Origin of the sequence: Actinoallomurus acaciae (assembly GCF_042429965.1) — a bacterium.
Taxonomy (GTDB): domain Bacteria; phylum Actinomycetota; class Actinomycetes; order Streptosporangiales; family Streptosporangiaceae; genus Actinoallomurus; species Actinoallomurus acaciae.
In genome coordinates this window covers 1-12,825 of record NZ_JBHLZP010000223.1, presented here as the reverse complement: position 1 = coordinate 12,825, position 12,825 = coordinate 1, and the positions used below count along the sequence as shown (strand labels likewise).

Genomic DNA, 12,825 nt, shown 5'->3' with positions numbered 1-12,825 from the left:
TGGTCCGGCTCCTGCAAGGTCACCAGTGCCAGAGCCCGGGGGCCGGCCCGCCGAAGCCGAGCCTCCAGACGGCGAAGCGACTCCGCCGTCTCGTCTCCCGCCCAGCCGCGGTGAGCGGCGGGGAGCCGCGAGCGTTCATCCTCCCCGGCGGACGGCGCGACGCCGTCGCGGCTCAGGTCGCCGGGACGAGGCGGCAGGGGCCCGGCGGCGAAGGGCTCGGCCTCCCGCGCCAGGGGCGCCGGCCGTGTGACAGCGGCGTCGGTGGCCGGGCGGCCGACGACGAAGGTGCGCGACGCGCCGGACAGGCGCCGCGCACCGTCCTCCGCCCGGAGGGTGGCTCCCGGCGCGAAGATCCGCCAGGTGCCGTCCGGGTGCAGGTACCCGGCTCCGGTGCCCGCACGGTCGGTGAACCACACCCAGGTGTCCGGGGGCAGGCTCTCCGGCAGCCGTCGCGTCACCTCGACGTCGCGACCGGGCTCCTCCGCGAGGTACGCGCGGACGGCGTCGGCGCGTTCTCCTGCCCGCTCGACGTGGGCGAAGAACCGCACGGCGGCGGGCAGACCGGTCCGCATGACGTCGACGGCCGTCACTCCGTGCGCGGGCGCACGGTGGGTGAGCCAGGAGAGAGGGGCGAACTCCGACAGCGCGCCGACATGCCGCCAGCCGTCCTGGGCCAGGCCGCGTTCGCCGACCCGGTGGTCGCCGGACGCGTTCCGGTACAGGTGCGGGTCCGCGGGAGGCGGATCGTCCGTCCGGGTCGATCCGTGCTCCTCGTCCCGGTCCCGCGGCGGTTCGGAGTCGGCGCCGGATCGCAATGGGCGCAGCAGCAGGGGGAGCTGATCCTCGGGCTCGGCGATCACGAACCTCGGCCGCCCGCCGGCCTCCCGCCGTACGTCCTCGGCCGGCAGGACCCGGATCTCCGCCCCGGGAACGTACGTGCGATAACGCCCATCGGCGAGCACGACCGCCGCTCCCGCGGCGGCGTCGCCGTCGAACATGACCCACGTGCCGGCCGGCGGACGGTCCGGCAGTTCGTCGCTCGTCTCGATGAGGCGGTCGGATGACAGCCTGAGGGCCTGATGGACGCGCTGGGACAGGCTCACGTCGCGGTCGGCCGTCAGGAACTCCGTCGCGGCGGTCCAGTCGGTGCCGACGATGTCCTCCACCGTGGCGCCCTCGTCCGGAGCGCCGTGGGTGATCCAGAAGACCGGCGCGTACTCCGCCAGCGGCCTGGCCGGCCCGATGCCGCGGCTCTCCTCGTGGCGACGGTGGAGGACCGTACGCCCGTCGGCGTTCACCGACAGGTACGCGTCGGTGAGCGCGAGCCCCTGGGGCACGTCCGGCAGGTCCGTCCGGCGGACGCGTGCCGCCTGGAGGAGCCGTCCGAGCGAGGTCAGGTCGTCGAGCCGGAGGCCGATCCGCCGCACGGCTCCCGGCGACAGACGCCCGGGCGCGTCCGGCCGGGCGGCCCTCCGCAGGCGGTCCAGGATCCTGCGCGCCTGCTCCACTCGCTCCGTGGCGTCCGGAGTCTCGCGGACCTCTTCCAGGCGATCCGCGAGCGCGGCGGCGTCCGTGTCCGACGCCTCGATCCGATCGCGGATCGCCCTTTCCTCCGCGCGGCGCCACTCCAGGTCGCTCCGCCAGAACTCGTACGCCTCGTACGCCTGCCGTACGCGCTGCGACAGGCCCGCGTGCACCGTGTCCAGCCGTGCCCGGCGAGCCGCGATCTCCTCCGCGACGGCCTGCTCGAAGGTCTGCCGGCCTGCCATCGCGTTCCGGTACAGCCGGCCGAGTCCGGCGTCGTCGAGTGCGAAGGTGATGACGTCGGCGCGGTGCCGGTCCGGCAGCAGCCCGTGCCGGTGGGCGAGGTCCGCCGTGAAGGGCTGTTCGGCGCGTCCGTCGAAGATGTGGAGGTGACCGGTCGCGTCGACCCGGGTGCGGGCCGGGTCGAACGTGTGCACGCCGCCGTCGGGGTCGAGCCAGGTCTGCCGTGTCGAGCCGTCGGGTCGGCGGACGTCGATGCGCACGTGGGCGTTCAGGTCGTGCGCCACGTCACGGGCGAGGTGCACCGGATGCTGCCCCAGCATCGAGATCTCGGCCGGGAGCGCGGGGAGGACCCCGAGGGAGGCGCCCGGTACGGGGGCGCCCGCGATCGCGGTGTTCATGTCGTCGCGCGCCGTCTGGACGGCGCGGATCATCACGTCGACGTCCTGGTCGATCGCGGTCGCCAGGTCGGGTGCCACGGCCGGCTGCCCGTTCGGGCCGATGCGGAGCGCCGGGTGCCGGCCCGTGTGCCCCTGTTCCCAGAGCCGGAGGTGATGGAGCCGCGCCTCGAACGCTCGCAGGTTCGCCGGCTCGGCCGTGTCCGCCGCGGTCCTCCGGGCCGCGACGAGGTCGGCCCGCATGGTCTCCACGGCCCAGGACAGTGTCGCGCGGTACCGCTGGATGGCCAGGTTGCGGTCGTCGGCGGTCAGGACGACCGGCCGGTCGCCGCCGATCCGGGTGCGAATGTGCCGGGCCACGTGCTGGTAGGCACGGGACGCCTCCAGGCGGTTCTCGAGGGCTCCCAGCAACAGTGGGGCGAGGTCGAAACCGGGGGCCCGGCGCATGTCCGGCCAGGCCTCCGCGTCCGGCCGGGCCGCGGCCCGCTCCCGCTCCAGTTGGACGCGCAGTTCGTCGACCTCGGCCTCGAACAGCTCCGCGTAGACGTCGCCGGTGATCGGGTCGCTCCGGAAGCGTCCCTTGTAAGTCGGCCTGCGGAACAGGTGATGCTCGAACTTCTCCGCCTCGAGGCGGCCGCGGAAGCGAAGCCGGACCATGTGGACCGGCCCCTGTTCCTTGGCGTGCTGTTCCCTGCGGTAGTTCTCGGTGCCGGCGCTGTTCTGGTTCATCGAGGTCACACGGCTGCCGGAGTCCTGGAAGTCCCAGGTGTGCGGTGCCTGGTCGGCGTGGTGGTGGCTCATGTGGCCCGAGCCGTCGAGCTGGTAGTCGCCCTCCAGCCGTACCTGGTCGGTGCCGGCCGACGCCGTGGTGCCGCTCTGGTGTTTGTTGTAGCGGCCGGTGCCAGTCCCCTCCTTCATCGGGGCGATCACCTGAAGGTCGTACAACTCGCCCCTGAGGTACAGGTCCGCACGCACATCCGCGTCCCCGGGCATGATGAGGCCCTTGGCCACCTGGTAGGTGTCTCCTCCCGTCGCGTCCCGCAGGTGGTTGGTCAGGTGCAGCCGCGACAGGAGCACCGGCAGCGACCGGCTGGACTCCTTCTCCGGGTCTGCGGCCTTCGCCCCGAACATCCGCGCGACCGCGCCGGGTTCGAACACCTGCGCCAGCATCTTCTGGGCGATCGGCAGGGCGTCGTCGATCATGGTTCCGGCGACGAACGCGTTGCCCGGCAGCTTCGGCAGCGGGGCGAGGTCACGCCGGGTGGCCGGCCCGCGCGCCACGCCGCCTTCGGCGATCGCCCGCGGCACCTGGATCTCCAGCCGGCCGGGAACCGTCTCCTGCGCGGTCCGGCCGCGATGCGCGAGCTTGTCGAACGCCGTCATCAGCAGGTTGTTCAGCGGCCGGCCGGACATCGCGAGGCGCCGTACCCTGATCGTCATCTCCTCGTCGAAACCGGTCAGGTAGTGCCCGGACCAGTCGTAGACGGTCTGCTCGGTGACGCCCGTCTCGGCCCTCGTGGTTCCGCGGTGGTGTCCCTCGGAGGCCTTCGCGGCGACGGCGTCGGAGGCGGTGGTGTCCGGCCGCCCGCCGGTGCCGAACTTGGCGAACGTCAGGGCTTGGGAACCGTCCTTGGACTTGGCGACGGATGAGCTTCGGTAGCCGTGTCCGTAGACCTCGATGCCGGTGTTCGGCACGAACTCACCGATCTTCGGAGCCGACGTCAGAACGCTGGAGAGGTTGACCTCCACCACGTCGGCGAGCAGCCAGCCGACCGGGTCGACCACGTAGAAGGAGTAGCCGTTCGTGGACAGGAACTCCTCGAACAGGCCCACGTCCCGGCCCTCGGCGTACATCGACTGGAGCGCGTCGACGCCGCCCTGCATGCGGCCGACGACCCGGCCGTTCCGGTCCCAGATGTCGGCTCCGGCGGCCAGCATGCCGGGCGCCACCGCCTCGATCTGCCGACGGACCAGCTGGTAGGTGGTCTGGCCGTTGTCGTGCCGGTAGGTCTGGATACCGCTGTGGCCGAGGAGGCGGCCGCCCGGGTCCTCACGCCTGAGGTACTCCGGCAGCTCCAGGTGTTCGAGCGGGGTCTTCGGGGTCGGCAGCGGCCGCGCCCCGGGGAGTCTCTCGAAGCGCTCCCGCGTCTTCGCCTGCCAGATCGGCAGGGCGCCCCTGGCGTGCAGGTCGTACAGGAGTGTGACGAGGTCAAGCCGATGGTCGGTGCCCTGAGGCGGGCCGGGCAGCTCGGTCATCCAGCGCGCCAGGATCCGGGCCACCACGTCGCCGCCGAGGGTGAGGTCGCCGTTCCGCCAGGCGTTCATGGCGTCGGTCAGCCGCTGGTCCGGCAGGTCCGCGGCGCCGTTCGCGTAGTCCAGCAGATCCCGGCTCCCGGACATGTCAACGGGGCCGAACGGATCGCGCGGAGCCTCCAGCGGCGCGGGCCGCTCGAAGGCGGCGTCGAAGTCCTGCCGGACCTGGGCGTCCCGTACCGGCTCCTGCCCCGTGCGGTGCATCCGGACGAGCGCGTCCGCGAAGCCGGCGACCTGCCGGAGCCGGTCTGGATACTCGCTCTCCCAGACGGCCACGCCCTCCAGCCGGTCCCACTGGTCGACCAGGTCGGCTCGCCAGCGCGTCAGGACCCTGCCGGCGGTGTCACCGCTGAGCGTGAGATCCCCGTTCTGCCATCGCGTCAGGGCGTCGGTGAGCTGCGCGTCGGAGATCGGCACACTGCGCTCCGCGTAGCGCTTCAGCGCCTCGGGCTCCGACAGCAGGAACATCATCGTGCGCGGGCCGAGCCGCTCTCCGGTCAGGTGCCGGGGCGTGCCGCCGGGCATGAGCTTGGAGTGTTTCTCCTGCCGGGCCGAGAGAGCGAGGTGCACCTTGCCGGCGAAGGCGTACGCGTGGTTGAAGTCGAGCTGGATCAGCTCCTTGCCGCCGGTCCGCCCGGCGGCGGTCGCGGTGTTCCACTGCGAGTGCCGGTTGGCGTCGGCCTCGCCGGTCAGCACGGCGTGGCCGGCGTCGCCGCCGCCGGCCACGTCCAGCTGATCCCAGGTGATGCCGAGGGAGCTGTTGTCGGTGAGCCGGTTCTCCAGCAGGGTGAGCTTGATGTCACCCTTGACGAACTTCTCCCCGGTGGAGCCGCTGAACTCCACGTCGTGCAGCTCACCGGAGATGTCCAACGCTCCGAAGGTGTCGCGGAACAGGCCCGTGTCGAACAGCCGGTCGGTGGTGTACTCACTCTTGAGGATCTCCCGCAGGTGGGCCCGTACGCTGATGGTGCCGGCGAAGGTGTCGATGTCGGCGTCGGCGGCGCGGTCCACTCTGCGCAGGTCGGTGAGCGCCCGGCCGGCCAGCTCCCGCAGTCCGGTGGTGTCGACGAAGTAGACGAGCCCCTGGTCGAGAAGGTCGGCGGGCGCGGTCGCCTCCTGCACCGGTCCGCGCTGGTCGGCGGTGCCCAGCGGCAGCAGGTGCACCACCGCCGTCTGGTTCGGCAGACGGGGCGGCCCGGGCCGCCGGGGGAGATCAGGGGGCGGGGGCTTGCGCAACCTCTTGCCCGCGGAGTGCGCGTACTCGAAACCGAGCTCGTAGTCGCTGGTCAGCACGAACTCATCGACCTCGCCCGGGAACTCCAACAGCTCGGGCCGGTTGTTGAGGAAGCCGACGCTGTCGGCGGCCCCTACGGTCCGCTGGAACTCCACACCCATCGCGGCGGCCTTGAGGTACTTGTACAACCCCCTGAGCGAGACACCGACCGCCAGCTTGCGGGCCTGGCTGACGCCCTGCCCCATGGTGTCCATGCCCATCGCCAGGTTCACCGTGTGGTACTCGTTCGTGCTCTGGACGTACCGGGGAGGCGTCGCGCCCTTCCTGGCCTTCACGGTCACCTTGACCGAGTCGAAGTCCAGGTCCAGGCCGGCGCCACCGCCGCTGAGCCGCAGCGTGAAGCTCATCCCGTCCTGATGGATCTGGTCGTAGTGGGAGTCCAGGCCCTGCGTGGAGATCATCTTCTTCAGCAGGTCCTGGTTGTCCAGCCGCCGCCGAAGCCGGCTGCCGTTGCTGTACCAGTGATGCCCGGCGAACGGATCGTCTCGGTCCCGTGGGAGGAAGCCGTACCGGCGCACCTCCTCCTCGACCATCGTCCGGAGAGCGTCGACGGTGTCGTCCGACACCCGGACGAGACCCATGCCGACGCCCTTGCCCTCCTGAACGTGCAACGGCACGTCCTTGGCCGGCGGGTCGTCCGGGCGGCGCCCGGAGCCACGTACGGCGTCGGGTGCGTACGGCATCGTGTCGTCCTCGGCCGGCGGGTTCTTCAGCGTGTCCCGGTCCACCGCGAAGCCGTGCCCGAACGCCTCCTTCACCGGCATCCGCACCAGCGCGGCCCCCTCCACCGCGTCCGTCTCGCGCCGGCCCCGGCCGCCGAGGACGCTCACGGTGGCGCGGTGCCGGAACCGGACGCCGTAGGCGGCGGTGAGGCCGGTGTAGCGCGGCACCAGGACCCACAGGCCGGTGCGCCCCGCGGACAGCGTGTCGGTCCGGGTCTTGGTGTACGACCCCGAGGCACCGATGTTCAGGCCCAGATCCTTGATGCCCGTCGGGTTCGGCAGCAGGTCGAACTCCCCGCTCAGCGGGGTGATCGTGGTGGAGCCGGTCACCGTGTGGCTGCCGCTGCTGCCATCGATCGCGGTACGGACGTCCTCCAGGTGCACCTTGTCGCTCACCGCCCCGATCTGCGGCGCCGTCTCCGGGTGCAGCAGCTCACTGTGCACCCGCACGATCGCGATCTTCTTGCCCCGGGCGTCGTGCAGCGTGATCCGGTAGCCGTCCCGATCGTTGACCGCGCTGTCCAGGTGAGTGTTCAGGTTCGTGAGCTTCTGCAACAGCTCCTCACGGGTGACGTTCCCCGTCGGCAGCCGCAGGCCCTGCCCGCGCAGCATCCGCAGAACCTCGTCGAACAGCCGGGGAATGTTGGTGAGACCCGACGCGTGGTAGTTCCTCGGCAGCCGCCCGCGCCGCGCGTCGACCTCGGGGCCGGTCGCGGTGACCGTGCTCGCCGGCTGGTCCTCGGTGTACGGCCTGGCCACCCACAGCAGCAGCGCCTCCCCGCCCGACTCCGGGACGCGGAAGGGCGTCAGGTCCTGCCAGCGGCGCACATCCTCGCTCGCCCTCTGCTCGCGGATCTTGAAGGAGATGTTCACCTCCGGATACGAGATCAGCTCCGCCTCGATCCGGCTGTCCTCGACCTTCCCCCGCTCGGCGTCCTTGACGTTCGTCGTGCTCCGGTTGGACTGGTTGGCCACACCGGAGACCGACGCGCCGACCTTGACCACGTTCAGCACTCCCGGCGTCGCGCCGATGCCGAACGTCAGCCCGACCTTGCCCCGTGTCGCCCCGGTCTGCCCGCTGTGCGTGTCCGTGTGCGCGCCGGTGCCGTACGCGGCGTTGATGGTGTCGACGGCCACGAAGGAACCGTCCGGGGCGGCGTTCCTCGACGGCGTGGCGTACGAGCCGGCCGGATTGCGGACGACACGCTGCGGTCGCCGGGGGTCGAAGGTGATCAGAAGCTCGGTCGATCCGATCGGCACCACCAGCCCGCTCGTGTTGTTCTCGGCGCTGCTGCCCAGCAGGTACGGGTAGTTGGCGAGTAGTCGCTGCACCAGATCGGCCTTCTGTTTCTCGGTGAAGGTCCGTCCCCGGCGGCCCATCTCGAAGTCGATCCCGGCCAGCAGCGCGCGCATGTACGGCAGCCCGGCGCGTGGCACTCCGATGGAGCGGGCCATCTCGTCGAGGGGCTGGTCCTGTACGTCGGGTGTGTCGGCCGACGGCGCAGGAGACGGCGCGCGCTCGACGGGTTCGCCGTAGGGCCCGAAGATCGTCGACTCCGATGCCTCCGTATGCCGGGGTGAGATCGGCCGGGAGCGGGGCAGGGATGCCTCGTGCGCCGACGCCCCGTCGGTCGGAGACGGCACTGGCGTGGGCGGTACCACGTGCACCGCCGGGGGCGGGGGAACGGCGGACTCCGAGGAGTCGTGGTCCTGTTCAGGGCGCACGTTCAGCGAGGCCGCGATCGGCAGACCGGCGGGCAGGCCGGGCTCGTACAGCCGGAACGGTTCCGGCGCCGGCGGCCCGTCCTCGACCGGACGAAGGAACGTCAGGCCGGTGTCCGGGTCGAACCGCATCCCGTCCGGGGCCGCCAGCACCGGACCCTCGAACCGCCGGGCCAGCGGCTCGGCCATCTCCGCCGCCCCGGGGATCAGCAGGAACGGCTGCATGCCGGGTGCCTTCGCGGCGATCGTCGCGTACAGCGTCTCCACCGACACCGGCCGACCGTCGACCACCACCCGACCGTCGTGCTCCGCGCCGACCACGAACACCGTCTGGGGCGGCACCAGCTCGCCCAGCGCCCCGATCGTCGCCTCGTCGAAACCCAGCCCGTGCTCGGGCGCACCCGGCAGCCACAATCCCACCGGGACACCGTCGGCCAGGCCCACACGCGTGTCGGCGAGCAGTTCCTCGAGCGGCACCGTGTGGTGCACGGGTCGTGGGCCCGGCGTCACCGGCTTCTCCGGGACCACCTCGGGTATCCGGCCCGGGGAGGTGGGCTCGGCCGTACGACCGTCGGACGGCGTTCGCGGGAGGCCACGGCCACCGGCACGCCGCGTGGGGCCGCTGGGGCGAACCGACCAGGGGAAGTCCCGCCGTTCCGTCTTACGGGGGAGGTCGAAGGCCGCGGCCTGCACGCAGAAGGACCGTCCGGCCGCCTCGCTCCGGCTCGAGGTGCGCCATACGGGTGCGGCCGGGTCCGCGCCGGTCACCCGTCGAACACGAGCTGTCCGCACAGATTCCACGGTTTCGCCTTTGTGACGGCTGGATTCACGCCCCGGGTCCGAATGTTTCAAACATGTATCACGGGCGTTCGGGCAACGGAAGAGAAAGCGTTTCCGGCATGCGCGATTCGTTATGGATAATTGAATATCCGTGCCGCAGTCGAGAACCGTGGCGCCATCCGTGAGGGGCGTCGGCTGATTGGGCGTTCAACGAATTGGCGTCGGCGTTCTAGCCGCGCGGGCCGGCCGGTGTGGATCCTTGTGTGTCGCCAGTGATTCATCAGGCTCGGGGAGCATCATGAGATATTCGGGGCGGTTCGCCCTCGTCGGCGCCGTCATCGCCGGTCTGTCCTTCGCCGCGACCGCGGCGAACGCGACCCCGGCCGGGCCGGGCGTCACCGGCACGATCATCGGCGATGAGACCGTGGGCGACAGGCACATCGTCGTACGTGAGATCACCCTGCCGCCGGGCCAGAGCACCGGCTGGCACTTCCACGACGGAAACCTGATCGGCTACGTCAAGCAGGGCACGCTCAGCCACTTCGACGCCACGTGCGAGTCCGACGGCGTCTACCGGACCGGCAGCCACATCGTCGAACCCGCCGGTTCGAACCACGTGCACATCGGCCGCAATCTCGGCACGGTGCCCGTGGTCCTCGACGTCGTCTACGTCCTTCCGGTCGGAAGCCCCCTGTCGGAGGACGCCCCGAACCCCGGGTGTGACTTCCAGTAGGCCACGACGACTTCTCGCCGCAGGTGGGCGTGTGGCCCGGCCGGGCGCGATCCGGCCGGGTCGCCGTGCATCGGGAGACTTGACGGAGGTGTGAGCGGTGGGTCATTCCCAGCCGAAGTACGGTCCGCCTTACCAGCCGCCGGCAGATGACGGCGACGGTCCGCCCGACCCGGACAAGGGACAGGACTTCTCCGGCGAGGTGCCGAACCTGGCGGTTCCCGCACCGTGGAGCAGCCCTGGTCCGCCCTCGTTCAATGAGGACCCGCCCGCGCCTCCGGCGGGGGCCGGCGACCCGCCCAAGGACATACCGGATGTCCCGGGGTTCACGGTCAACCTGGCCTCACTGCGCGGCGGCATGAACACCATGCTCGCCGACGCGCAGACCCTGGTGAGCGCCTACGAGGACCTGCGGCTCGGGGTTTTCGGCAGCAAGGACACCGTCTTCGGCCAGAACGCCACCGTCACCAACACCACGTCGAGCGCCGCGAGCGTGGTCAGCGGCGGCGGGGGCAACCCGACCGAGCATGTGGACCCGAGTCCGGCGGCGGCGAGCGCGGTGGAGTTCGCGGCCAGTATGAACCCCGCCCAGGAGAAGGTGCTCGAGTTCGCCGCCAACGCCATCGAACTGGTCGGTCAGTTCATCGCGGGAGTGGATCGTGCGGGCCAGACCTATGCCGCCACCGACCGTGCGGCGATGTTCCCGCCACCTCCCGAAAACCCGGTGGCCGCGCATATGGACAACTCGAGCCAGTCGTGATCGGCACCTTGAAAGTGAACCTGTCCGGTATCAGGCCTCAGTGGAGTGGGATGTCCTATGGCGAGTCCGACGACCTGGAGTGAGTTCAAGGTCGATCTGGGTCAACTGCACCATGCGATCGGCGTCGTCAAGCGTGAGCACGACCTGATCAGTGACCTGCTGACCCAGGTGTCCAGTGAGTTCGACAAGTGCCGGGACGACTGGAACACCCCGGCGGCCGTGACCTTCGACAACGTGAAGGTGTGGCTGACGACGGCCAGTGCGGATCTCAATGCGCTGCTCTTCGACATGGTGCGGCGAATGCAGACGGCATATGACAATTACCGGCACACCGAAGAGGTCAACGCCCTCAACCTCGAATCGGGCGGCAAGAAGTCCGGTTCCCACGACGGCGGCGACGACAAGCATGTCGAGAAGCTGTTGGCGAGGGTGGCCGCGCAACCCGGCGACGGACACGGCGAGAAGATGGGGAAGCTGCTGCTGAGAAGCGCCACGATTCCGCGCGGCGGAAACGGCGCGACCGAGGGGGCGTCATTGTCGCTCCGGTATCTTCCGGACGCAAGACTGTCGGATTAATTGTCCTTGTGTCCGTCGACTGAGAGGTCACGTATCGGTCATGGCAGAATCTCTCGCAGACTACGACAGTGTCCAGACCTTCATCGTCTCGCCGCGCGATATTCTCGTGCACGCCAGGAACATCGAGGCGTACAGTCAGTCCATCGCCGATTCTCTCGGCACCATTGTCGACACTCTTCAGGGCCTGAATCTGGGATGGGCCGGAAAGACGGCCGAGGAGGCCAATGACTTCGGCGACCGGTGGACGGCCGTCGCGAAGGAGCTTTTCGGCACCCACGACCATCCGGAGAAAGGTGCGCTGAACATCGTCCTGGACGGCGTGTACATCGTCGCTTCCCTGTTCGCCGGCGCGGAGCAGGGGCTCAAGGACTTCTTCACCAACATGACGACGGCCTTGGCGGATACCAGTGGCGGCGGCGACTCCGGTCACCCGGACAGCATCACGGATCCCACCGTGACGGCCGTGACCGAGACCTGGTAGCGGCCTGACGGCGGAACACGGCGGAACCATCCTCATCCGGGGTGGAGAGGATTCATGGCTAGCAGCGGCGACGTCAAGGTATGGCTCGGTATCGACATCGACGCGATCTACTCGTTGGGCGACAAGTGGATCGCGTTCGGCGACCTGCTCGCCGAACGTGCCGACTCGATGACCGGCGGGGTCGCGAGCATGTCGTGGTCAGGCCAGGCGGCCTCGGCGATGCAGATCCTGTGGGGGACCGGAGACTCGGCGGGCGCGAGCAGCCCGGCCGACTACGGCGGCCCCATCCTGGGCAACCTGCTGAAGGCCAGAGATGCCGCGTACGCGATCGGCGGCGCCATCGACTACTACGGCGACCAGCTCTCCGAGGCCGTGGACAAGATGAAGAAGCAGGCCATTCTCGACATCATCCTCCAGGTCGTCGGCCTCGCCACGATGATCATCCCGTTCACCCGGTTCGGCGCCGCGATCTTCAGTGCCGCCGACAGGATCCTCTCGAGCGTCATCTCCGATCTGGTCGGAGTCATCGCGAAGACGGCCGGAATCGGCGCGTCGTCCGCCGCGAAAGTCGGCGGCTTCGTCGGCGGGGCCATCAGCGGTGCCGCGATCAACACCGGGCTGGACCTCATCCCGCAGGCCATCGGCCACGCGATCATCGGGGACCACGATTGGAAACCCGAGGCGTGGGGTGTGGCCGTCACGGCGGGGCTCGGCGGCGGTGCGGGAGGCGCTTTCGGCGCCCACGGCGCCGGACGCACGGGCGGAGACTTCGATGGGGTGAAGACGGGCGGAGACGGACCTCCGGTGGCGAAACCGCCGAACGTCGGCGGGACCGGCCAGGTGCCGCGCCCCGGCTCGGTCACGGCACCGGGCGGCGGCCGGATCAACGGTCGCGTGCCCGGCCCCGTCAACGCGGAGATCGGCTTCCACGAGGTGGGCGGGCCGGGAACCGTCGCAGCCGAGTTCCGGCCGGAGGGGCCGCCGGTGATCGGACATGACACCCCGTCCGCCGTTCCAGGGGGGAGCCATGGCCCTGGTGTGGAAGCGGCCGGCCGCCCGGGCCCTGGCGATTCCGCCCCGCCGCCCCGGCCTGCGGGTGACGAGCCCGGCACCACGGCCCGGACGGGCGCTCCGTGGCCGGGCGCCGCGCAGCTCAACGCAGGCCGGACCGCCACCCCTCCACCGGGCGAGGGCGGACCGTCCGTAGGCCGGGTGGCACTTGGCGGGCCGGAGGGTGGTGTTGTGGTTCCTCCGCCGGGTGGGCGTGTGCCGTCGGTTGGTCGGG

5 protein-coding genes and 1 pseudogene are annotated in these 12,825 nt (G+C 70.6%); 5 read left to right on the top strand and 1 reads right to left on the bottom strand.

What is annotated here, in order from left to right; genetic code table 11:
- On the bottom strand, window positions 1–8,741 hold an 8,741-nt coding region (locus ACFFNX_RS26520; protein ID WP_378207817.1), incomplete at its 3' end, for a hypothetical protein.
- Window positions 8,742–9,291: 550 nt separating this feature from the next.
- On the opposite strand from ACFFNX_RS26520, the gene ACFFNX_RS26515 reads away from it, so the two are divergent.
- The 5 genes and pseudogenes from ACFFNX_RS26515 to ACFFNX_RS26495 all read left to right on the top strand — a co-directional run.
- Window positions 9,292–9,726: a cupin domain-containing protein gene (locus ACFFNX_RS26515; RefSeq protein ID WP_378207814.1), complete on the top strand. Its 435-nt coding sequence runs from the start codon at window positions 9,292–9,294 to the stop codon at window positions 9,724–9,726.
- 97 nt (window positions 9,727–9,823) lie between these two features.
- Window positions 9,824–10,483 carry a hypothetical protein gene (locus ACFFNX_RS26510; protein WP_378207812.1) on the top strand — a complete coding sequence of 220 codons (660 nt, stop codon included), beginning with the start codon at window positions 9,824–9,826 and terminating at the stop codon, window positions 10,481–10,483.
- Window positions 10,484–10,540: 57 nt separating this feature from the next.
- Complete coding sequence (locus ACFFNX_RS26505) at window positions 10,541–11,059, top strand: WXG100 family type VII secretion target (protein WP_378207809.1); 519 nt, start codon at window positions 10,541–10,543, stop codon at window positions 11,057–11,059.
- A 40-nt stretch (window positions 11,060–11,099) separates the two neighbouring features.
- A complete protein-coding gene (locus ACFFNX_RS26500; protein WP_378207806.1) occupies window positions 11,100–11,540 on the top strand; it encodes a WXG100 family type VII secretion target in 441 nt (146 codons plus the stop codon).
- Window positions 11,541–11,594: 54 nt separating this feature from the next.
- A pseudogene (locus ACFFNX_RS26495) lies at window positions 11,595–12,825 on the top strand (hypothetical protein); the annotation flags it as partial.

Coding starts and splice junctions, on each gene's coding strand:
- ACFFNX_RS26515 (WP_378207814.1), top strand. CDS start 9,292: ATGAGATATTCGGGGCGGTTCGCCCTCGTCGGCGCCGTCATCGCCGGT.
- ACFFNX_RS26505 (WP_378207809.1), top strand. CDS start 10,541: ATGGCGAGTCCGACGACCTGGAGTGAGTTCAAGGTCGATCTGGGTCAA.
- ACFFNX_RS26500 (WP_378207806.1), top strand. CDS start 11,100: ATGGCAGAATCTCTCGCAGACTACGACAGTGTCCAGACCTTCATCGTC.